Annotated in this window: 24 protein-coding genes and 1 pseudogene; 10 read left to right on the top strand and 15 right to left on the bottom strand. The window is 70.3% G+C overall.

Going from position 1 to position 20,981, the window contains the following annotated elements:
* Window positions 1-269: 269 nt before the first annotated feature.
* The 3 genes from phoH2 to FHU34_RS31865 all read right to left on the bottom strand — a co-directional run bounded on the left by phoH2 (window position 270) and on the right by FHU34_RS31865 (window position 2,804).
* Window positions 270-1,685, bottom strand: coding sequence for an RNA 5'-3' helicase PhoH2 (gene phoH2, locus FHU34_RS31875; protein ID WP_145786313.1), 1,416 nt, complete (start codon window positions 1,683-1,685; stop codon window positions 270-272).
* A 404-nt stretch (window positions 1,686-2,089) separates the two neighbouring features.
* Window positions 2,090-2,428 carry a hypothetical protein gene (locus FHU34_RS31870; protein WP_145786312.1) on the bottom strand — a complete coding sequence of 113 codons (339 nt, stop codon included), beginning with the start codon at window positions 2,426-2,428 and terminating at the stop codon, window positions 2,090-2,092.
* A gap of 31 nt (window positions 2,429-2,459) precedes the next feature.
* Window positions 2,460-2,804, bottom strand: coding sequence for a hypothetical protein (locus FHU34_RS31865; protein WP_145786311.1), 345 nt, complete (start codon window positions 2,802-2,804; stop codon window positions 2,460-2,462).
* A 264-nt stretch (window positions 2,805-3,068) separates the two neighbouring features.
* Here FHU34_RS31865 and FHU34_RS31860 point away from each other — a divergent pair, with 264 nt between their 5' ends.
* The 3 genes from FHU34_RS31860 (at window position 3,069) to otsB (ending at window position 4,920) form a co-directional block, all read left to right on the top strand.
* Complete coding sequence (locus FHU34_RS31860) at window positions 3,069-3,512, top strand: XRE family transcriptional regulator (RefSeq protein ID WP_145786310.1); 444 nt, start codon at window positions 3,069-3,071, stop codon at window positions 3,510-3,512.
* A 162-nt stretch (window positions 3,513-3,674) separates the two neighbouring features.
* The gene (locus FHU34_RS31855; protein WP_088986342.1) at window positions 3,675-4,028 is read left to right on the top strand and encodes a hypothetical protein; all 354 of its coding nucleotides are present in this window, start codon (window positions 3,675-3,677) and stop codon (window positions 4,026-4,028) included.
* Between the two features lie 67 nt (window positions 4,029-4,095).
* Complete coding sequence (otsB, locus tag FHU34_RS31850) at window positions 4,096-4,920, top strand: trehalose-phosphatase (protein WP_145786309.1); 825 nt, start codon at window positions 4,096-4,098, stop codon at window positions 4,918-4,920.
* Between the two features lie 59 nt (window positions 4,921-4,979).
* Here the strand turns inward: otsB and FHU34_RS31845 are convergent, their stop codons facing one another.
* The 5 genes from FHU34_RS31845 to FHU34_RS31830 all read right to left on the bottom strand — a co-directional run bounded on the left by FHU34_RS31845 (window position 4,980) and on the right by FHU34_RS31830 (window position 10,015).
* Entirely contained in the window at window positions 4,980-5,750 is a 771-nt protein-coding gene (locus tag FHU34_RS31845) for an isoprenyl transferase (protein ID WP_088986344.1), read from the bottom strand.
* A gap of 31 nt (window positions 5,751-5,781) precedes the next feature.
* Complete coding sequence (locus FHU34_RS31840; protein ID WP_145786308.1) at window positions 5,782-6,924, bottom strand: geranylgeranyl reductase family protein; 1,143 nt, start codon at window positions 6,922-6,924, stop codon at window positions 5,782-5,784.
* Window positions 6,921-7,049: a hypothetical protein gene (locus tag FHU34_RS34115; protein WP_280116521.1), complete on the bottom strand. Its 129-nt coding sequence runs from the start codon at window positions 7,047-7,049 to the stop codon at window positions 6,921-6,923. Before FHU34_RS34115 ends, FHU34_RS31840 begins: the two co-directional genes overlap by 4 nt.
* A 214-nt stretch (window positions 7,050-7,263) precedes the next feature.
* Complete coding sequence (locus FHU34_RS31835) at window positions 7,264-8,133, bottom strand: hypothetical protein (protein ID WP_145786307.1); 870 nt, start codon at window positions 8,131-8,133, stop codon at window positions 7,264-7,266.
* A gap of 37 nt (window positions 8,134-8,170) precedes the next feature.
* A complete protein-coding gene (locus tag FHU34_RS31830; protein WP_145786306.1) occupies window positions 8,171-10,015 on the bottom strand; it encodes a phosphoenolpyruvate carboxykinase (GTP) in 1,845 nt (614 codons plus the stop codon).
* A gap of 136 nt (window positions 10,016-10,151) precedes the next feature.
* On the opposite strand from FHU34_RS31830, the pseudogene FHU34_RS34330 reads away from it, so the two are divergent.
* From FHU34_RS34330 to FHU34_RS31815, 4 genes and pseudogenes are all read left to right on the top strand, one after another.
* A pseudogene (locus FHU34_RS34330) lies at window positions 10,152-10,241 on the top strand (GtrA family protein); the annotation flags it as partial.
* A gap of 213 nt (window positions 10,242-10,454) precedes the next feature.
* On the top strand, window positions 10,455-10,991 hold the full coding sequence (locus tag FHU34_RS31825; RefSeq protein WP_145786496.1) for a GtrA family protein: 537 nt from the start codon (window positions 10,455-10,457) through the stop codon (window positions 10,989-10,991).
* 63 nt (window positions 10,992-11,054) lie between these two features.
* The gene (locus FHU34_RS31820; protein WP_145786305.1) at window positions 11,055-11,762 is read left to right on the top strand and encodes a GtrA family protein; all 708 of its coding nucleotides are present in this window, start codon (window positions 11,055-11,057) and stop codon (window positions 11,760-11,762) included.
* Entirely contained in the window at window positions 11,759-12,412 is a 654-nt protein-coding gene (locus FHU34_RS31815; protein ID WP_145786304.1) for a MaoC/PaaZ C-terminal domain-containing protein, read from the top strand. The genes FHU34_RS31820 and FHU34_RS31815 overlap by 4 nt, the downstream gene beginning before the upstream one ends.
* A 45-nt stretch (window positions 12,413-12,457) precedes the next feature.
* Here FHU34_RS31815 and FHU34_RS31810 read toward each other — a convergent pair whose 3' ends face one another.
* Window positions 12,458-13,030 carry a PH domain-containing protein gene (locus FHU34_RS31810; RefSeq protein WP_145786303.1) on the bottom strand — a complete coding sequence of 191 codons (573 nt, stop codon included), beginning with the start codon at window positions 13,028-13,030 and terminating at the stop codon, window positions 12,458-12,460.
* Between the two features lie 150 nt (window positions 13,031-13,180).
* A complete protein-coding gene (locus FHU34_RS31805) occupies window positions 13,181-14,056 on the bottom strand; it encodes a biotin--[acetyl-CoA-carboxylase] ligase (protein ID WP_145786302.1) in 876 nt (291 codons plus the stop codon).
* An 84-nt stretch (window positions 14,057-14,140) separates the two neighbouring features.
* Between FHU34_RS31805 and FHU34_RS31800 the strand changes: the two genes are divergently transcribed.
* A complete protein-coding gene (locus FHU34_RS31800; RefSeq protein WP_145786301.1) occupies window positions 14,141-15,724 on the top strand; it encodes an acyl-CoA carboxylase subunit beta in 1,584 nt (527 codons plus the stop codon).
* A 146-nt stretch (window positions 15,725-15,870) separates the two neighbouring features.
* Here FHU34_RS31800 and FHU34_RS31795 read toward each other — a convergent pair whose 3' ends face one another.
* The 4 genes from FHU34_RS31795 to FHU34_RS31780 form a co-directional block, all read right to left on the bottom strand.
* The gene (locus tag FHU34_RS31795; RefSeq protein WP_145786300.1) at window positions 15,871-16,719 is read right to left on the bottom strand and encodes a hypothetical protein; all 849 of its coding nucleotides are present in this window, start codon (window positions 16,717-16,719) and stop codon (window positions 15,871-15,873) included.
* Window positions 16,712-17,212: a SigE family RNA polymerase sigma factor gene (locus tag FHU34_RS31790; RefSeq protein WP_145786299.1), complete on the bottom strand. Its 501-nt coding sequence runs from the start codon at window positions 17,210-17,212 to the stop codon at window positions 16,712-16,714. The genes FHU34_RS31795 and FHU34_RS31790 overlap by 8 nt, the downstream gene beginning before the upstream one ends.
* Before the next feature lie 62 nt (window positions 17,213-17,274).
* Window positions 17,275-18,258, bottom strand: a complete 984-nt coding sequence (locus FHU34_RS31785) for a ketopantoate reductase family protein (RefSeq protein ID WP_145786298.1) — start codon at window positions 18,256-18,258, stop codon at window positions 17,275-17,277.
* Window positions 18,259-18,391: 133 nt separating this feature from the next.
* Window positions 18,392-19,135: a M50 family metallopeptidase gene (locus tag FHU34_RS31780; protein WP_145786297.1), complete on the bottom strand. Its 744-nt coding sequence runs from the start codon at window positions 19,133-19,135 to the stop codon at window positions 18,392-18,394.
* A gap of 101 nt (window positions 19,136-19,236) precedes the next feature.
* Between FHU34_RS31780 and FHU34_RS31775 the strand changes: the two genes are divergently transcribed.
* The gene (locus FHU34_RS31775) at window positions 19,237-19,788 is read left to right on the top strand and encodes a Uma2 family endonuclease (RefSeq protein ID WP_145786296.1); all 552 of its coding nucleotides are present in this window, start codon (window positions 19,237-19,239) and stop codon (window positions 19,786-19,788) included.
* A gap of 126 nt (window positions 19,789-19,914) precedes the next feature.
* Window positions 19,915-20,667, top strand: a complete 753-nt coding sequence (locus FHU34_RS31770; protein WP_145786295.1) for a GH25 family lysozyme — start codon at window positions 19,915-19,917, stop codon at window positions 20,665-20,667.
* A gap of 84 nt (window positions 20,668-20,751) precedes the next feature.
* Here the strand turns inward: FHU34_RS31770 and FHU34_RS31765 are convergent, their stop codons facing one another.
* On the bottom strand, window positions 20,752-20,979 hold the full coding sequence (locus FHU34_RS31765) for a hypothetical protein (RefSeq protein WP_145786294.1): 228 nt from the start codon (window positions 20,977-20,979) through the stop codon (window positions 20,752-20,754).
* Window positions 20,980-20,981: the final 2 nt, after the last annotated feature.

The following is a 20,981-nucleotide window of genomic DNA, read 5'->3' as shown; positions in this document are numbered from 1 at the left end:
TCCCTTCGTCGGGGGCAAGGACGCGGCCCGGTGCCGACCGCAGGTGGGCCGTCAACCGTGCCACGAGCGCCCCGACCGATTGCCGGTCGCGCCGACGCACCGACCGCCGCCGATGTCGTTCCGTTCGGGACGAACGATCACCAACGATGCTCATGGTGCGTGGACGCTCGTGGGACACGATTGCGCACAGTGAGGCCGTTGGGAAACCAACCGACCTCTTTGTGATCTGCGCCACGTCTAAAATATAGACAAAGAGCCCCAAAAAGTCATCAGATCGGGATGTCCTCCAGTAGATCGGTCACCATCGCCGCGATCGGCGACCGCTCCGAGCGGCTGAGCGTGACGTGCGCGAAGAGTGGGTGGCCCTTGAGCGCCTCGATGACGGCGGTGACCCCGTCGTGCCGGCCGACCCGCAGGTTGTCCCGCTGGGCCACGTCATGGGTGAGCACCACCCGGGAGCCCTGCCCGATCCGGGACAGCACCGTCAACAGGACCCCACGCTCCAGCGACTGGGCCTCGTCCACGATCACGTACGCGTCGTGCAGGCTGCGCCCCCGGATGTGGGTCAGCGGCAGCACCTCGAGGATGCCCCGCGAGGTGACCTCCTCCAGCACGTTCTCGTGCACCACAGCGCCGAGCGTGTCGAAGACCGCCTGCGCCCAGGGCGACATCTTCTCCGACTCCGAACCCGGCAGGTAGCCCAACTCCTGACCGCCGACGGCGTACAGCGGGCGGAACACGATCACCTTCTTGTGCCGGCGACGCTCCATCACCGCCTCCAGCCCGGCGCAGAGCGCCAGCGCCGACTTGCCGGTGCCGGCCCGGCCGCCCAGCGAGACGATCCCGATCGACTCGTCGAGCAGCAGGTCGAGCGCGATCCGCTGTTCGGCGGAACGGCCGTGCAGACCGAACGCCTCCCGGTCGCCCCGGACCAGACGCACCGACTTGTCCGGTAGCACCCGGCCGAGCGCCGAACCACGCCCCGAGTGCAGCACCAGACCGGTGTGACAGGGCAACCCGGCCGCCTCGTCGAGGTCGAGCGTCTCGCCGCCGTACAACTGGCCGATCTGCTCGTCGCTCAACTCCATCTCGGACATGCCGGTCCAGGTGGGGTCACTGGCCTGGCCGTGGCGGTACTCGTCGGCGCGCAAACCCACCGAGGCCGCCTTGACCCGCAGCGGCATGTCCTTGCTGACCAGGGTGACCTCCCGCCCCTCGGCGGCGAGGTTGAGCGCGACGGAGAGGATCCGTGCGTCGTTGCTCTCGGTACGGAAGCCGGGCGGCAGCACCCCGTCGTCGGTGTGGTTCAGCTCCACCCGCAGAGTGCCGCCCACGTCGTTGGCGGGCACCGGCGTGTCCAGCCGGCCGTGCCGGATGCGCAGGTCGTCGAGCATTCGCAACGACTGCCGGGCGAACCAGCCCAGCTCGGGATGGTGCCGCTTGCCCTCCAGCTCGGTGATGACCACCAGTGGCAGCACCACCTCGTGCTCCGCGAACCGGTGGAACGCCGCCGGATCGGAGAGCAGCACGGACGTGTCCAGGACAAAGGCCTGGCCGGCTGGTCGCGGCTCCTTGGGGTCGGCCAGCGCGGCGGCCGCCGTACGGCGGCTCCTGGTGGCGCGGCGGGTCGTGGCAGTCGCGGCCGGGGTCTGGTCGGCACCGGCGGTGGTACGGCGAGTCGTCACAGGCCTGCTCCGACGGATGGGCACCCGCCACCCGTGTTCCGCCTCCTCCGGTGCCCGGAGACACGGGGTCGGATGCGGAACCCCGTGCGAGGTCGCAGATCCGGGCGGACCGGCTGGCTCGGGAGAACCCCGTGCCATGCCTAGACGCTAGCCCTGCCGGACCCTCTCGGCTAGAGGTCGGACGTGGATCTCCCGAGACGGGTGCGTGAACACCCCTTCACCAAGGCTCCTACCAGCCGGAAGGCACTGCGGCGGAACCGGCCGGGATGCATGCCCCCTGCGCGCATCCCGGCCGGTGGGGCCACCGTCACCGGTCTGACGGGACCCCCGACGGTGCGTGTCCGCCGCGGACGACGCACCGCGTTCGTGGCGTCGGTCGGCGGAACGGCACCCGCCGGCCGACCTCAACCGGTACGTCGGACGAGCGTGCCGGTCGGGTGCCGCCCGGTGATGGGGGCGGCCGGCGCGGTGAACGACGAGCCGGTGTACGTGGTGCCGGGCCGGGGAGCGACGGCGCCCGCCGAGCGGGCCACGCTCGCCGGCGCGACCGACAGGGCCGAGGCGATTGCCGCCTGGGCGTCGCGACGACGTCTGTTCCAGGCACCCCGGTCGCCGTCGAAGTAGCCCTGCCGGTAGCCGAAGCGGTAGCCGATGCGATAACTGAGCTGACCGTGCAGGCGGCCGGCGGCGTAGCTGGTGGCACCGAGCACCAGGACGAGGAAGACCGCGAGGAACGGGCTCATCGGGCAGCTCCGGCCCCGCTCGGACGCCGGGTCATCGCTCCTCCGGCTCGATCGTGGTGGGATCCGCGACGAGCAGCCGGTCCAGGTCATCGGTGCTGACCTCCTCGACCAGCTCGACGCTGATCCGGCAGCCGTCGAGCACGACCTCGGCCACCGAGGAACGGCGGATCTCACCGCCGGCGTCGTAGACCCGGACGCTCAGCTCAGGGCAGCCGAGATGGGTACGCCAGGCGTTCCACTCGGTGCGATCGCCGACGCTCAGCGACAGGTAACGGCAGCCTCGGGCAAGGTAGAGGCGCCAGGGGGCGGTCAGCCCCGCGGCCACCCCCTCGGCGATCAGCCCGAAGGCCTGGGCGCGGGTGGCGAGCTCGGTCACCACACCCCCTCGGCACCGGGGGCGTGACGCATGTGAGCACCAATCGTCTCATGCACGTGACACACCGTAGATTGTCCCATGGGCGTGACAGTATCAGCTTTTCGTCCCCTTACGCTGACCACTACGGGCATCTATTCTGCCCGCGTGACACCCCTCAACAGCGACACCGAATCGTTTACCGGAAATCCGAAGATTCCGTCACGTCCGCGTGACAGTGGCGAGCCGGGATGGGCGCTCACCTCCCGCTGGCCGTACGGTCACGGGGTGACCGAGACGGCCAATGCGCGGAAGATCGCGTTCGCCACCTTCGTGCGGCGCGCCCTGGACGAGGCACGGGCGACCCGGGCCTGGAGCGGCACCGAGGTGTCCCGGCGCACCGGCGTCTCCCGACAGACCATCAACCGATGGGTCCGGGGCGACTGGGCCAGCGACCCGGAGGCCGAGCGGGTCGTCGCCTTCTGCGAGGGCCTGGGGCTGAACCCGGCGGCCGCCTTCGCCGCACTCGGCTGGGACCGCGCCGCGACGGGTCATCGCACCGGTCAGCCCGCCCCTCCGATGGACCCCGACGTTGAGGCGTTGCTGCGCCGACTCGTCGATCCGAACGTGTCGGACGCGGAGAAGTTCCACATCCGCGAAACCATTAGATACCTCGCATACCGCCCAACGTTGCCGGTCGATGTCCGAAAAAGGGGCAATCAGGCCGGGTAGTTCCTCAGATAGCGAAAGAACGCCTGGTCAGGTTCATTCGTTTACCTCCGGGGCAGGAACGGGCACGCTAGCGTCCCTATTCGTACTGCTTGGGCTCGTCATCGGCGGGGGGACGGGACAAGGCCGAACCTAGCCCTGCGGGACAGAAGGAGGGGTCTGTCCATGACCCTGAAATGGTTGGCAGTCGTGGTCGCGACCGTGTCGATGACACTGTGGGCGACCGGCAACGCGGTGACTCTGGCAGTCGACGGCGGGCAACTTCCGCTGCTCGTCAATCTCTTCGTGCTCATCGCCGCCGGCACTGCGGTCGTCCTGGCCGTCGTCGCCGAGCTGCACGAGCGCCTCAACGATCGGATCACCGCCCTCACCGAGTTCCTGGTGGCACGGCTCAACGAGATCGAGAACCACACCGGTGATCGCAACACCGGGTTCGTGGAGGGCTACCTGTTGAGCCACGGCCAGGAGGCGGCGGTGGTGCCGTTCGGCCGGCGCGGACGGGGAGCCGCCGAACGCTGATCGCGTACCGCCGAACGGGTCCGCTCGGCCAGGAATGAGCCCCGATCGCCGGGGTACGCTGACGCGCGTGCCGCCGTTGAATCTGGGCAATCAGCAGCCGAGGACCCCGTTGAACGCCGACCAGGTCTGGCGGACAACCGCCGGCCGGGCCGCCGGGACCGTGCTCTTCTTCGACTTCGACGGGACGCTCGCGCCCGTCGACGACGATCCGACAGCGGTTCGCCCGGCACCCAAGGCGCTGGCCGCGATCGAGGCGTTGGCCCCGGTCGTGCAGCGGGTCGCGATCGTGTCCGCCCGACCCGTCGAGTTCCTCCGGGATCAGCTCGGCGGGCTCGCTGGCGTGGACCTCTACGGCCTCTACGGGCTGGAGCACAGCCATTCCGGCGGGGAGACGGTCACCGAGCCGGCAGCGCTGCCCTGGGTGCCGACCATGGCGGAGCTGGCCGACCAGGCCCGGGCGGAGCTGCCACCCGGCACCCTCGTCGAGTACAAGCGGCTCTCCGTCGCGTTGCACTGGCGCACCGCCCCGCAGCTCGGCTCCACCGTGCAGCACTGGGGGGAGGCGCAGGCCGACCGGCTGGGGTTGCGGGTGCAGGCAGGGCGGATGGTGCTGGAGCTCAAGCCGCCTGTCGACCGGGACAAGGGCATGGTCATCGGCGAGGCGATCAAGGGCGCCACCGGCGCCTGGTACTTCGGCGACGACGTCTCCGACATCAAGGCCTTCGCCGCGCTGCGCGCCCGCGCCGCCGCCGACCCGGACTTCCTCGGCGTCTGCGTGGCGGTGGCCAACCCGGAGACCGGTCAGGAGGTGGCCAACGCCGCCGACCTGACGATCGAGTCGCCGGCGGCTCTGGGCGACTTCCTCACCCGGGCACTGACCCACCTGCCCTGACCCCACCAGCCTGGCGGGTGTGGCCCCGCCAGGCTGGCGACGGTCGCGTCTCGGCCCGCTCAGGCGCCGTAGCGGCGTTGCCTGGTGGCGTACGAGCGCAGCGCCCGCAGGAAGTCGATGTGCCGGAAATCCGGCCAGTTGAGTTCGCAGAAGTAGAACTCCGAGTGCGCGGACTGCCAGAGCATGAAGCCGGACAGTCGCTGCTCACCGCTGGTGCGGATGACCAGGTCAGGGTCGGGCTGGCCGCGGGTGTAGAGGTGCTCCGAGATGTGCTCGACGTCCAGCACCTCGGCCAGCTCCTCGAGCGTGCCGCCGGAGGCGGCATGCTCCAGCAGCAGCGAGCGGACCGCGTCGGTGATCTCCCGGCGACCGCCGTACCCCACCGCGATGTTGACCTCCGCGCCGCCGCTGCGCTCGCGCGTGCGCTCCTCGGCGCCCTTGAGCGCCGCCGCGGTCTGCGCCGGCAGCAGGTCGAGCGCCCCGACGATGCGCAGCCGCCAGGGGTTGCCCTCCTCCGCCAGCTCCACCACCAGGTCCTCAATGATCTTGAGGAGTGGGTCCAGCTCACTGGCCGGACGGCGGAGGTTGTCGGTGGCCAGCAGGTAGAGGGTGACGTGCCCGACGCCGGCCTGGTCGCACCAGCCGAGAACGTGCTTGATCTTCGCCGCGCCAACCCGGTGCCCGTCGTTGGGGTCGACGAAGCCCATCTCCCTCGCCCAGCGGCGGTTGCCGTCGCACATCACCCCGACGTGGCGGGGCACCGGCTTACCGGCGAGCTTCGCCGTGAGCCGGCGCTCGTACACGGAGTAGATAAGGTTCCGCAGCGTCATCACCTTGCAGCGTAGCGACCCTTCGTCCAGATCACTGCCTCGGAGCCCCACCCCGCCCGGCCAGACCGATGCCGATCATCGCCAGTGTGCGCGCATTGAGACGCCCGTCACCCAGACCCAGCTCGACCACGTCGTAGAACACCCGGTCGTCCCGACGGGCAGCCCGGACCGCTCCGTCCACCACCCGCCGTCGCCGCGCCAACCAGGCGGCGAACGAGCTGTGCCGCAGGTGGGTGCCGAGGCGACGACGCAGTCCGTGGGCGTAGCGGGCGGCGGCCTCCTCAGGTGCCCGGGCCGCCGCCGCGCCGGCAAGCGCACCGGAGAGCAGCGCGTAGAAGATGCCCTCCCCGGTGAACGGATTGATCAACGACAGGGCGTCCCCGGCCAGCAGCGTGCGACCCCGACCCGGAGCCGGCCGATGGGTGGACAGGGGCAGATGGTGGGCACGCAACGCGGTCACCGTCGCCAGGTCGGTGCCGGGCAGCAGCGCGGCCAGCCGGTCCAGCAGGTAGGACCGGCTCAACGGCTCACCGCGCAGCACCTCCCCGTATCCGACGTTGGCCCGTCCGTCACCGATGGGGAACGACCAGGCGTACGCCGGCCAGCGTGCCTGCGAGGTGACGATGAGCTGCTCGGACGGGCCGGGCAGAGCCGGGGCGTACCCCCGGATGGCCAGCGCGAGGTGCCGGTCGGGATTCTGTGGGTGGCCGAGGGCACGCCGCACCACCGACCCGGCGCCATCCGCGCCCACCACCACCCTCCCGGACAGCTCCCCGTCGAGCACCACCCGGTCGGCGCGCGGCTCGACCCGGCGCACTGTATGCCGACGCAGCTGGGCGCCGGCCGCCACGGCAGCCGCCACGAGACGCGCGTCGAAAACCTCCCGCGGCACTGTGTACGCGGGTCGGGGCAGCGCCCGGGCCACGGCACCGCCACCCGGCGCGATCATGCGTAACGCGGGCAGCGGGGCGTAGCCCGCCACCGCCTCGGTCACCCCCAGCTCGGCGAGCACGTCCACCGAGTGCGCGGCGATCCCGTCCCCACACGCCTTGTCTCGGGGGAAGTCGGCCCGGTCCAGCAGCAGCACGCTGGCGCCCGCCCGGCGAGCGGTCAGCGCGGCGGCCGCCCCCGCCGGCCCGGCTCCCACCACCACCACGTCGAACTCGTCGCTCACCGCGCCTCCCTCCAGTCCGAGCCGGCGCTGCCGCTGCCGACGACGACGACGCGGTCGGCCTTGCGGTCGGCCGGACCGACAATCTCCGCAGCCGCCCCGACGCCGACCGCTGTGACCGACGCCATCCGTCATCCTGCCCCCTGTCCGCCCCTGACGACCGCTCCCGCACCGGCCCGGCAGGTCTCACCCGCCCCCTTTGCTCTGCACCCGCGGAGGCGACGGTTACCGTCCGCGACCGGCGCCTATAGGAATGCAGAGCAAAGGGGGGAATGGCAAGGGCTGGGCCGTGGTCGGCTGACGGGTCGGCATCCAGCGGCGTCGGTGCGGGACCCGCCGTGGTCAGGGTTGACGTTCGGGTCGGGCGGCGTCGGGGGCGCGGGTGGCCCGACGCAGGCCGTAGAGAGCCAGCGCCGCGGCAGCGACCAGCGGGCCGCCGTCGCGGACCAGGCCGTCCACGCCCAGCAGCCACCAGCACAGCGGCAGGTCCACAGCGAGTACGGCGACCGTGACGGCGACCAGCAGGCCACGCGCCCAGTCCTTGCCCCGCATCAGGAACGCGGTGCAGAACAGCACGGCGTAGCTGGCGGCGATGCCCGCCCCAAACCAGAACAGCACTGCCGGTACCGCGCTCAGCCGCCCGTCCAGGATGGATCCCCCGGCCACCAGAGCTGGCACCAGCATCAGCGGGCTGTAGGTGAACGCCGCCACCCGGCTGGTCAACAGCCAGGCGTTGGCCTGCGGTCGGCGCGGAGGGGTCTCCCGCCAGGAGATGCCGGCCCGGTCGATGACGATCCGGGGCCTGTGCCGGACCAGGTGCCCGGCCAGCGCCGACGAGCGGTAGAGCAGCCAGACCACAGCGGCGCAGAGCGCGGTGAGCACGGCGAAACCGAGTAGGCCGGGCAGCGGCGGCACTCCCTGCCGGGGCACGATGAGTCGACCGACCGCGAAGATCGTGGTGACCGCGAGGATCAGCCCGAACGGGCGGGCCACCGTGCGGCCCCGCCGGACGTGCCCGATCAGCAGCAGGAAGCCGAACGAGCGCAGCATCGCCCAGCCGGTCCGTACGGCGAGCCCGAAGCCCTGCTCCGGGGCGTACCACCAGTTGAGCAGCTCGACCACGACGGTCGCCGCCGCCGTCGTCGCGAGCAGGATGGTGAGCACCCGGACGGCGGACGGCCGCCGGACCTGGGTCTCGGCGGCCGTCCTCATGGGATCCGATGATGCCCGCAGGGGGCAGTTTTCACACCTAGCGCTGCGGCTGCGCGGCGTCCAGGCGCGCGCGCAGCGCGTCCAGCTCGGCCCAGAGCACGCCGGGCAGCTTGTCACCGAACTTCTCGAACCACTCGGTGATCATGGGCAGCTCGTTGCGCCACTCGTCCGGGTCGACCTTCAGAGCGATCCGGACGTCCTCCGGGGTCATGTCCAGACCCTCGACGTCCAGCGCGTCCGGCGCGGGGACCATGCCCACCGGGGTCTCGACCGCGTCGGCCGAGCCCTCGATCCGCTCGACGATCCACTTGAGCACCCGGGAGTTCTCCCCGAAGCCCGGCCAGAGGAACGAGCCGTCCGGGTCCTTACGGAACCAGTTGACGTAGTAGATCTTCGGCAGCTTCGCCTCGTCGCCGTCGGCGCCCTTGCCCATTTCGATCCAGTGCCGGAAGTAGTCCCCGGCGTGGTAACCGATGAACGGCAGCATCGCCATCGGGTCGCGGCGGACCACGCCGACCGCACCGGACGCGGCCGCGGTGGTCTCCGAGGAGAGCGTGGCACCCATGTAGACGCCGTGCACCCAGTCGCGGGCCTCGGTCACCAGCGGGACGGTGTCCTTGCGGCGGCCACCGAAGAGGATGGCGTCGATCGGCACGCCGTTCGGGTCGAAGTACTCGTCGGCGAGGATGGGACACTGGGTGATCGGGGTGCAGAACCGGCTGTTCGCGTGGGAGGAGAGGCTGTCGCTCTCCGGCGTCCAGTCGTTGCCCTTCCAGTCGATCAGGTGCGCCGGCGGCTCCCCCATGCCCTCCCACCAGACGTCGCCGTCGTCGGTGAGGCCGACGTTGGTGAAGACCGAGTTGCCCCGGTCCAGGGTGCGCATGGCGTTGGCGTTGGTCTTCCAGTCGGTGCCGGGCGCGACACCGAAGAGGCCGTACTCCGGGTTGACCGCGTACAGGCGACCATCCGGGCCGAACCGCATCCAGGCGATGTCGTCACCGATGGTCTCGACCTTCCAACCCGGGATGGTCGGCTCGACCATGGCAAGGTTGGTCTTGCCGCAGGCGGAGGGGAACGCGCCGGCGATGTGGTAGACCCGACCCTCCGGCGAGGTGATCTTGAGGATCAGCATGTGCTCGGCGAGCCAGCCCTCGTCCCGGCCCATCACGCTGGCGATCCGCAGGGAGTAGCACTTCTTGCCGAGCAGCGAGTTGCCGCCGTACCCCGATCCGTACGACCAGATCTCCCGGGTCTCCGGGAAGTGCGAGATGTACTTGGTCTCGTTGCACGGCCAGGCGACGTCCTGCTGACCGGGCGCGAGTGGTGCGCCGATCGAGTGCAGAGCGTGGACGAAGTCCGCGTCGTCACCCATCGCCTCGAGGACCCGGGCGCCCATCCGCGTCATGATGCGCATCGAGGCGACCACGTACGGGCTGTCGGTGATCTCGACACCGAACATCGGAGACTCGGCCTCGACCGGACCCATCACGAACGGAATGACGTACATGGTGCGACCGCGCATCGAGCCCCGGTACAGATCCGTCATCGTCCGCTTCATCTCGGCCGGTGCCATCCAGTTGTTGGTGGGGCCGGCGTCCGCCTCGTCGACGGAGCAGATGTAGGTGCGTTCCTCGACCCGGGCGACGTCCGTCGGGTCGGTACGCGCGTAGAAGGAGTTGGGCTTCTTCTCCGGGTTGAGCCGGACCAGCGTGCCGGCCTCGACCAGCTCATCGGTGAGGCGGCGCCACTCCTCGTCGGACCCGTCCACCCAGACGACACGGTCGGGGGTGGTCAGTTCCGCGACCTCACGGACCCAGGCGAGCAGTTTCGGGTGGGACGTCGGGGCCTGATCGATACCCCGCACAACAGCCGGAGCAACCATGACACATCTCCTTGTGGTCGACGCTGACCGATCTATGGGATGCACGAGACTCAGCGGCGCGATGCGTCGCCTTCGTGGAAACCTGGGATTGGCCTCAGCGTAAACCGGACAGCCTTCCGAGTCAGTGGGACTGGTTGTGAAGAACTGCACAAGCTATGGCTACGCTGCGGCATCACGAGCTATTACCCGCTTTCCCGCGCAGTTTCACGCAAATCTTGTTGTGCACCCCGGCGGACTCTTGTTGCGGTCGGGCCGTGGACATGCCCCGCCGACCGGAGCGTGGATTCCCGTTCCGGGCCGCGACAGTCCTCCCAATTGGTTACGCTGCGTTCAACCGTTCCGCACACGGCGCTGGGCTCCCGTGTGCGACCCCACCCGCTCGCCGTTGCTACCCCGCCGACCGGTCCACAGCCGGTAGGCTCGCCCTGTGGCCGCCACGATGACCGGGGAGCAACCGGGTCCCCGGCAGACCCGACCGGGTCTGGTCGGCAAACTGCTGGACCGTTTCGGTCACCTCGTCCGCGAGATGAGCAAGTTCGCCACCGTGGGCGGCATCGCCTTCCTCATCGACTTCGCGCTCTTCAACTACCTGACGAGCAGTCGCGGCGTGGAAGAGTTGACGGCGAAGACGATCTCCACGGTGATCGCGGCCTCCGTCGCCTTCCTGGGCAACAGGTTCTGGACGTGGCGCCACCGTCAGCGCAACAACCCGGCACGGGAGTACGCGCTGTTCTTCCTCTTCAACGCGGTCGGCCTCGGCATAGCGGTGGCCTGCCTCGCGATCAGTCGGTACGGCCTCGGCAGCGTCTGGCCGGCCGTGTTCGAGACGCGCCTGGCCGACAACGTGGCCAGCTACATCGTCGGCACCGGGCTCGGCACGCTGTTCCGATTCTGGTCGTACCGGCGGTTCGTCTTCGTCGAAGCGGGAACCCCGACCCTTCCGCAGGTCATGCCGGACCGTGACCACGGGGCGTGACCTGCCGCCCACCCTGTTCGGTCGGTGATCGCCGGCCGCCACGACTGCCCTAAGGTGTTTCGCATGCGTCTTGTCCGTCTGCTGCCTGAGCGCTGGCAGAAGTTCATCCACGAGGCGCTCAAGTTCGGCATCGTCGGCGGCATCAACACCGTCATCAATTACGCGGTGTTCAATGCCCTTGCACTGACCGTTTTCGTCAATGGTCAGTTGAAGGCAACAGTGATCGCGACCATCGTCGCCACGATCACGTCGTACCTCATGAATCGGCACTGGACGTACCGGGATCGTCCGAAATCGGCACTTCGGCGAGAGTACGTCCTTTTCTTCCTATTCAACGGCGCTGGTCTGCTCATCGAGCTCGGTGCGGTGGCCGCAGCCAAGTACGGGCTCGGCGTACACGGCCTGCTGGCACTGAACGTGGCCAAGACCGTCGGCGTCCTGCTCGCCACGCTGTTCCGGTTCTGGTCCTACCGGACCTTCGTCTTCCAGCCTGTCAGCGCTGTCGAGGACGACGACAAGGAGTCGGACTCCACCTGGCACGGCCTCCCACGCGACGAGTGGGACACCATGGCGGAGATGGACCCGGTCGCCGAACTCGCCGAGTCCGTCACCGAGTTGGAGGAGGCGGAGTCCGCCCGCCGTGGCGACCCACCTCCCGGCGCTCCCATGCAGGGGCGGCCCACGCGGCTGAGCGTGAGCCCCGCTGCCGACCTGGACGCGGAACTCGCCGCAGAGCTGCACGTCGGCACCCGCCGCTCGCCCCGCCGGTGACGCCACCCGCCGCGCGCTCCGGCACCGGGCAACCCGCCGAGCTGTTCTTCGAGGATCTGGTCCCCGGGCTCACCGTCGATCTCGGCGTGGTCACCGTGGACGGCGACGAGATGGTCGCGTTCGCCCGCCGATTCGACCCGCAGTGGTACCACGTCGACCCCGAGCTGGCCGGGGAGAGCCGGCACGGCGGCTTGATCGCCAGCGGCTTCTACACGGTCAGCCTGTTCATGCGCGCCTACGTCGACCATCTGCTGTCCCGGGCGGCTGCGGACGCCTCTCCCGGCCTGGAGGAGCTGCGCTGGCTCGCTCCCGTACGCGCTGGCGACCGGCTCGCCGTCCGGGTCGACGTGATGGGCGCCCGACCGTCCACCGCCCGGCCGGGGCTCGGCACCGTCAGCCTCACCGGCACCATGCTCCGCCTCGGCCCGGACGACCGGCCCGAGCAGGAGGTGCTGCGCACCCGGTTCCGTGGCTGGTTCGCCGCGCGACCGACCGAGGGCGAACCTCCCGCCGCCGACCTGCCCGAATCTGGCGCACCCGGGGCCGAGGTGCCCGACGAGGGCCCGGCTGCGGCCGAGGTGCCCGCCAACCCAACGTCGGCAACCAGCGCGGACGGGCCCCCGAGCGCCCCTGTCGAACCATACGACTGACCCGCCCCGACTTCGGCCAGGGCGGGTCTCGGTCGTTCCGGACGATCAGGTCGTGGTGTCGCGCAGCGGCTTACCCTCGCGCATGTCGGCCAGGATGTCGCGCATCTCCCCGTCGCCCAGCGAGTGCTTGTCGTGCTGCGCCTCGACCAACTCGTAGAGGGTGGTCTGCACGCGGCTTACCCCCGGCACGTCGGCCAGCACCGACTGGCCGCGCTCGCCCGCCGACTCGATGGTGAGCGTGCCGCAGCCCAGCAGACGCTCGAAGAAGTGCTGGTTCATCGAGTGGTCGTTGATCCGGGTGAGCGGGAGGTCCCGCCGGTCCCGGGAGAAGACACCCTGCTGCAACAGCACACGCTCGTTGGTGAACAGGTAATGGGTGGTACGCCAGACCAGGAACGGCCACAGACCCAGCCACAGCACCGCTGCCAGGGCGATTACGCCGATCACGGCCAGCGCGATCGAACCGCCGCTGCTCTCGGGCAGCAGGAGCACACCGACCACCACCGCGGCGATCGCCAGCACCAGCACCACGATCGGCCGGATCAGTGCCTTCCAGTGCGGATGTAGGTGCAGCACGACATGCTCGTCCTTGGTGAGCACGTCTTCGGGAAACGCCACGGGGAACCTCCAACGCCATCTTCTCGACGCGCAGACCGTAAACCCCCAGAGCCCACCACAACATCCGCCACGCGGCCCCACCCCACTCTTCACGATCTTGCAAGTGGGCGGCCGGTCGCGGCCGTCGTGCGTTCGACGCCGGTCGTGCGATCAGCGCAGGTGGAGGACGTCACCCGCGGCCAGGGTGCGGGTGGTCGTGGCGGTGGCGACCTGGAGTTGGCCGTCCCGGTCCACCCCGGTCGCGCTGCCGGTCAGCACCTCACCGTCGGGAAGCAGGACGCGCACCTCACGACCGACCGTCGAGCAGGCTGCCAGGTAGGCGTCCCGCAGGCCGCTGGCCACCGCGTCACCGCCCGCCGAGCGCCACCTGTCGTACCACTCGGCCACCGAGCGCAGCAGCGCCCGCAGCAGCGGGTCCCGGTCGGTAGCCGCCGCGCCGGCCAACTGCAGCGACGTGGCCGGCAGTCCGGTCGGATTCACCGGCAGCTCGTCCGCACGCAGCGTCACGTTGAGCCCGATGCCGAGCACGATGGCCGCCGGCTCCTCCGGTGCACGGCCAGGCACCACCTCGGCCAACACGCCCGCGCACTTCGCGTCGTCGATCAGCAGGTCGTTGGGCCACTTCAGGGAGGCCTCCAGCTCGGCCAACCGGGCCACCGCCTCCACCAGCGCCACGCCGGCCAGCAACGGCAGCCACCCGTACCCCGTGGGTGGCACCGGTAGCCAACCGCGGTCCGGCACGGCCTCCCCGGGCCGCAGCAGCACGCTGGTGGTGATGCCGGCCCTCGCCGGCGACTGCCAGACCCGACCGCGTCGGCCACGCCCGGCGGTCTGCTGCTCGGCGACCACGACCAGGCCCTCGGGCTCGCCGACCCGGGCGGCCTCGGCCACGTCGGCGTTGGTGGAGCCGGTCTCGGTGCGCAGCTCCAGGCGGGCCCACGGCCCGTCCGGCGCGACCAACGCGCGGCGCAGCCGGGCCGCCGACAGCGGCGGGCGATCCAGATTGGTGTACGGGGAGCCCGACATCCCGTCAGCCTACGGCGGTCGTCCCGTCGGCACTGAGGCGTACTGCACAGCGGCACCCACCTGAACCATCGTTATATTCCCTGGGTGACTACCGAGACCGGGACCAACATCCACAGCACCGCGGGCAAGCTGGCGGACCTGGAGCGCCGGGTCGACGAGGCGGTGCACGCCGGGTCGGCCCGCGCTGTCGAGAAGCAGCACGCGCGCGGCAAGAGGACCGCCCGCGAGCGGATCGAGATGCTGCTCGACGAGGGCTCCTTCGTCGAGCTGGACGAGCTCGCCCGGCACCGGTCCACGGCCTTCGGGCTGGAGAAGAACCGCCCCTACGGCGACGGTGTGGTCACCGGCTACGGCACGGTGGACGGCCGGCAGGTGTGCGTTTTCGCACAGGACTTCACGGTCTTCGGTGGCTCACTCGGCGAGGTCTTCGGCGAGAAGATCGTCAAGGTGATGGACCTGGCCATGAAGATCGGCTGCCCGGTCGTCGGCATCAACGACTCCGGCGGCGCACGCATCCAGGAGGGCGTGGTCTCGCTCGGCCTCTACGGGGAGATCTTCTTCCGCAACGTACGGGCCTCCGGTGTCATCCCACAGATCTCGCTGGTGATGGGGCCCTGCGCCGGCGGCGCGGTCTACTCCCCCGCGGTCACCGACTTCACCGTGATGGTCGACCAGACCTCGCACATGTTCATCACCGGACCCGACGTCATCAAGACGGTGACCGGCGAAGACGTCGGCATGGAGGAACTGGGCGGAGCCCGTACGCACAACTCCCGCAGCGGCAACGCGCACTACCTCGCCAGCGACGAGGAGGACGCGGTCGACTACGTGAAGGCGCTGCTGTCGTACCTGCCGTCGAACAACCTCGACGAGCCGGTGGTGTTCGAGGCGCCGGCGGATCTGGAGGTCACCGACGAGGACCGCGAGCTGGACACGCTGATCCCAGACTCCGCCAACCAGCCGTACGACATCCACACGGTGATCGAGCACGTCCTCGACGACGGGGACTTCCTCGAGGTCCAACCGCTCTACGCGCAGAACATCGTGGTCGGCTACGGCCGGGTCGAGGGGCGGCCGGTGGGCGTGGTCGCGAACCAGCCGATGCACTTCGCCGGCACCCTGGACATCGCCGCCTCGGAGAAGGCCGCCCGGTTCGTCCGTACCTGCGACGCGTTCAACATCCCGGTGCTGACCTTCGTGGACGTGCCCGGCTTCCTGCCCGGCACCGGCCAGGAGTGGGACGGCATCATCCGCCGGGGCGCCAAGCTCATCTACGCGTACGCCGAGGCGACAGTCCCCAAGGTCACCGTGATCACCCGCAAGGCGTACGGCGGGGCGTACGACGTGATGGGCTCCAAGCACCTCGGCGCAGACCTCAACTTCGCGTGGCCCACCGCCCAGATCGCCGTGATGGGCGCGCAGGGTGCGGTCAACATCCTCTACCGCTCCGAGCTGGCCGGCGCGGACGACCCGGCCGCGGTCCGGGCCGAGAAGATCGCCGAGTACGAGGACACCCTGGCCAACCCGTACGTGGCCGCCGAACGCGGGTACGTCGACGCGGTGATCCCGCCGCACGAGACGCGTACCCAGATCGTGCGGGCGCTGCGCGTCCTGCGTACCAAGCGGGAGACCCTGCCCCCGAAGAAGCACGGCAACATCCCGCTCTGAGCCCGACCTGCGCCGGCGATGATCCGCGCACGTGGCTCGCGCCGGCTTGATCCGCGCAACTTCACGGATGTTGCTGCCTCCGGGCCTTACGAGGCACCAACATCCCTGATGTTGTGCGGATCATCGCCGCCTGGGCCAGGTCTTCTTCAGCAGGGCGGGTTGGCGGCGGCGCACATCCGGGCCGCCGCCACCACGGCAAGCTGCATGAGTTCCGCCTCGGTGCTCTCGTAGCCGAGGCGGAGCACCGAGACGGTGTCGCCTACCCGGACGACCGCCAGCAGGATCGGCGACGGATCGTCGGCGAGCGGCTGCCCGGTCTGCACGTCCCGGGGGGCGGTGAGCGAGTCCCGCAGGATGGCGGCGTCGTCCCCGGCGAAGCCCCGCTGCGCCACCGACCACCGGTGCAGCGCTTCTGCCGTGCGGGTGCCTCCTGCCGTCAGGATCGGCCCCACGCTGAGCCATTCGGCACAGGGCGCGACAAGGTCGTCCAGACTGGCGAAGACCTGGGTGGCCGCCTCCGGCGTCAGCCGGAAGAGATCCTGCATGACCAGTACCCGCCGATCCTCCTGGACGCCCGGCGGGTGCTCCCGCAGCAGGGTCTGCGAGCGGGACCAACGCGAGATCTGCCAGCCCTCCGGTAGCGCCTGACTGGTCCGGCAGTAACCGAGCATGTCCTCCAGCCGGACCGGCTCCCCCAGCCCCGATTCGCCGAGCTGCACGCCGACCGGTTGGGCCAGGTCGGCCGGCTGCAACAGTGCGTCGGCGGTGATCTCACCGCGCGTCGGTGCGGCGGCTGGCGCGCTCGTTGACGGAGATTGCCGCGGAGCAGCGACCGCCACGCCGGCAACCCCGGCGAGGGCCAGTACGGCGGTGGCCGCCACGATTCTGCGCTGGCTGCGTCGGCGGGCCTGGGCACGGATCTCCTCCGGACCGGGCCACCGCACGTCCTGAAGGTCCCGCTGGACCTGTTCGACGAACGTCAGGTCGTCATGCATCGGTGGCCTCCTCCAGGTCAGAGACGGCGAGCAGCCCGGCGAGCGCGGCACGCCCCCGGGAGAGTCGGGCCTTGACGGTGCCCACCGGGGCTTCGGTCTCCCGTGCCACCTCGGCGACCGGCATACCCATCAGGTAGTAGAGGGCGATGGCGACGCGTTGCTCCTCGGGCAGCCGACGCAGGGCGGCGACCACTTCGACGGTGTCGGTGCCCGGGCCGGGGACGGTCTCGGTGGCGCCGTGCCGCAGGTACGCGCGGGCCCGGCTGCGCAGGCTGCGCCACCTGCTGACGGCGATCCGGCTGGCGACCACCCGCACCCACGCCTCCGGGTCGTCGTAGCCGCTGACCGTGGACCAGCGCTGCCACGCCCGGATGTACGCCTCCTGCACGGCGTCCTGCGCCTCGCCCCGGTCGCCGGTGAGCACGTAGACGAACCCGAGCAGCCGTTGCCGGCTCCCCCGGTAGAACTCGTCGAACCCGTCGACGTCCGGCACCCGCTACCTCCCCGTGTCGGTCGCTGGGAACACGCACCGGACAGGGCCGTCGGTTGCCCCGATCAGGCGATCATCTTCTCCAGCTCGGCGAGCGGGAACGCGCCGGCCGCGATCCGCTCCCGGACCGCCCGGCGTACCGCCCGCTGGACGGCGACGTTGGCCGGCGTCGGTACGCCGTGCAGCCGGCCGAGCAGCGCGACCTCCCCGTTGAGGTGGTCGACCTCGGTCGAGCCGGTGCCCCGGGCCAGACTCTGCCAGGTGGAGCCACCGGAACGGGCCTCGCCGTCGACCGGGCGCTGCCCGACCAGGTCACCGCGCTCGGCCTTCTCCTCCTCCGGTGTGGTGTGCGCGATCCCGGCGGCGGCGAACGCGGCGACACCTTCGGCGCGTACCCGCTCGGCCAACTCGTCCGGGATGTCCCGGCCGAGCAACGCCTGCAGACCGTTGCCGAGATTGCTGAGCAGCTTGCCGTACTTCCAGCGCATGACGTCCGCGCGCACCGGGGCGACGAAGCCGGCAGCGTCCAGGTCGGCGGCGATCACCCGGTCGGTGTCGTCGGCGCCGCTGGGGTAGCGACCGATGTGGAGCATCCCCGGGTGTGGGTAGCCGTTGGCCACCACCACGCCCGGGTCCAGGTGGGTGGCGGGCAGCCAGACGCAGACCGGGTGCACGTCGGCAAAGAGGCGCAGGGCGGCCCGCTCGTTCGCCACCCCGTTCTGGGCGGTCACCAACGGCAGCCGCTCACCGGCCGTACCACCGCCCGCCACCGGCGCGTCCACCCAGGCGGCCAGCGCGCCGGCGGTGTCCTGCGACTTGACGGTGAGGATCAGCACCGTGTCCGCCGGCAAGGGCTCGTCGCCGGGCCCGTCCGTCGCGGCGAGCCGGGCGGTGACCTCGCCGTCGGGCTGCCGCAGGGTCAGACCCCGCTCCCGGATCACGTCGAGGTGCGCCCCACGGGCCACCAGGGTCACGTCCCGGCCTGCCTCGGCCAACCGCACGCCGATCGTTCCCCCGACCGCACCCGCCCCGATGATCACGTATCGCATGCCCTCATTCTGCCGCCCCAGCCCTCAGCCCGGTCGATCATGGAGTTGTGGTGCCCGAGCCGGGAGTTTTCGCGGCTTTTGCTACCCACCACAACTCCATGATCGACCGTGCGGGGAGGACGGGGAGGACGGGTCAGACCGTCAGGCCGGCGTCGGTGAGGAGCGGGCCGGCCAGCAGGAGCGCGCCGGCAACCAGGGCGGCCAGGTTGATCAGGGCGAAGACCGTCACCCAGAAGATCGCCGGGAACGGGGTCAGCCCGGCGAGCTGATCGGCGTCGGAGGCGGGCATCCGGCCCCGCGAGCGCAGACGTTGCAGCTCCACCACCGGCCGCACCCCACCCAGCAACAGGAACCACACCCCGGTGTACGCGAACGCGGCCTGGACCTGCGGCGATGCGTACCACGAGACGGCGAACACCAGCGCACCGGTGACCAGCAGCGACACCACGCCGAAGGCGTTGCGGATCATGACGAGCATGGCCAGCAGCAGCGCCACCGCCACCCAGAGCAAAAGGGTGATTCGGTTGCCGCCGAGCAGCCAGGCGCCGGCCAGCCCGACCAACGGCGGGGCGACGTACCCGGCGAGCAGGGTGAGGATCATTCCCGGCCCGGTGGGACGACCGGCGGAGAGCGTCAGCCCGGACGTGTCCGAGTGCAGCCGGATGCCGCGCAGCTTCCGACCGGTGAGCAGGGCGACCAGAGCGTGCCCACCCTCGTGCGCGATGGTGATGGCGTTACGGGCGATCCGCCACGGCAACCGGGTGGAGACCACCACCAGCGCGACGGCAGCGGTGATCAGCACCAGCAGCGCGGGCGGGTCCGGCTGCGCGCCGAACAGCGTGTCCCACAGGTCGCTCAGCCCGTCCATCGACATCATGGGGCGCGAGCCTACCGGCGGCATTCCGTGTCGCTCCCGAGGCACCGGCTCGTATCCTGTGAAACTGATCGGGTGGCGAGTGAAGCGGGAGGTGAGCGCCGATGAGTGCGGTACCCCTGGGACACCACGTTGGGCTCTGGACCGAGGCCGACTACTTCGCCCTGGGTGAAACCCCGGACCGGATCGAACTGCTCGACGGGAGCCTGCTGGTGAGCCCTGCCCCGAGCAAGCGGCACCAGCTGGTGTCGTGGGAACTCGTCTACAGCCTGCGCCGAGCGGTGCGACCACAACCTCTCCTCGTTTTCGAGGCGGTCAACGTCCGGCTCGGGGTGGACCGGATCGTCATCCCCGATGTGGTGGTCGCGGACACCGACGACGAGGGCACGGCTGTGGAGGCCGCCGAGGTGGTGCTGGTCTGCGAGATCGTCTCGCCGGGCAACGCCGCCGCCGACCGTCTGGTCAAGATGCAGCTCTACGCGATCGCGCGAATCCCCTGGTACCTGCTTGTCGAGCAGGACGGGGACGGCCACTCGTTGCGGCTGTACCGGCTCGACGGTGAGCACTACGTCGAGGATCAGATCGCCAAGGCCGGCGAGACGTTGACAATCGTCGAGCCGTTCCGCTGGCAGCTCGACCCGGCCACGCTGCACTGAATCCTTCCGACTCAGAACACCGGGCCTTCGCGTCACGTCGATGAAGCTTTCTTCAGTCACACTTGCGATCTAGGGCACTTACCTCCAAAGATGGTTGTCGATAGAGCGATCCTCTTGGAGGCACTCATGGCCCGTACTTCGTCATCGCTGCGCCGCGCGCTCGCGGCCGGCCTCACCGTCCTCGCCACCGCGGCGGCGGCCCTGGTCGCGACCGCCGGACCGGCGGCCGCGGCCACCACACCCGGCGTCGACGTCTCCCGCTACCAGGGCACCATCAACTGGACCAGCGTCCGCAACGCCGGCGTCCAGTTCGCCTTCATCAAGGCGACCGAGGGCACCAGCTACAAGGACCCGAACTTCAACGCGAACTACGTCAACGCGTACAACGCCGGAGTGATCCGCGGGGCGTACCACTTCGCGCGGCCGAACATCTCCGCCGGCTCCACCCAGGCCAACTACCTGGCCTCCAACGGTGGCGCCTGGTCGGCGGACAGCCGCACCCTGCCGGCGGCGCTGGACATCGAGGCCAACCCCTACAGCGGCGGATACTGCTACGGGCTCAGCACGACAGGCATGCGCAACTGGGTGCAGGACTTCCTGAACACCTACCGCTCCCGCACCGGCCGGTACGCGGTCATCTACACCACCACGAGCTGGTGGAACCAGTGCACCGGCAGCTGGACCGGCCCGTGGGCGAACCACCCGCTCTGGCTGGCCCGCTGGTCGAGCACGCCGGGCGCCCTGCCGGCCGGGGCTTCGGTGTGGAGCTTCTGGCAGTACACCAGCACCGGCGCTGTCTCCGGGATCAGCGGCAACGTGGACCGCAACTACTGGAACGGCGACCGCAGCCGCCTGATCGCGTTGGCCAACAACACCTGACCGTGCCGTTGGCGGCAGCGGGATCGACGGTCACCATCACGGTCGACAATCGGTCCGGCTGCCGCCAACACAGTCGGTTCAGGTTCACGCTCGACGCCGGCTCAGGGCCGGCACCACAGCTTCCTCGCGGGCCAGAGCACCCCTGCGCGACAGCCGCCAGGCGGCCACCCCCGAGCCGGCAACGATCACGACACTGAGCAGTGCGATGAGCACCGGAACCCCCACGGCGACCAGCAGCAGGATCGCGTCGCCGAGCGCGACGAGCATCCACAGTGCCATCCGAGGCCGGGTGTCCCTCCGTCGGTAACCCATGT

This window comes from Micromonospora taraxaci, from assembly GCF_007830095.1.
Taxonomy (GTDB): Bacteria; Actinomycetota; Actinomycetes; order Mycobacteriales; family Micromonosporaceae; genus Micromonospora; species Micromonospora taraxaci.
This window is presented reverse-complemented; position numbering and strand designations above follow the sequence as displayed.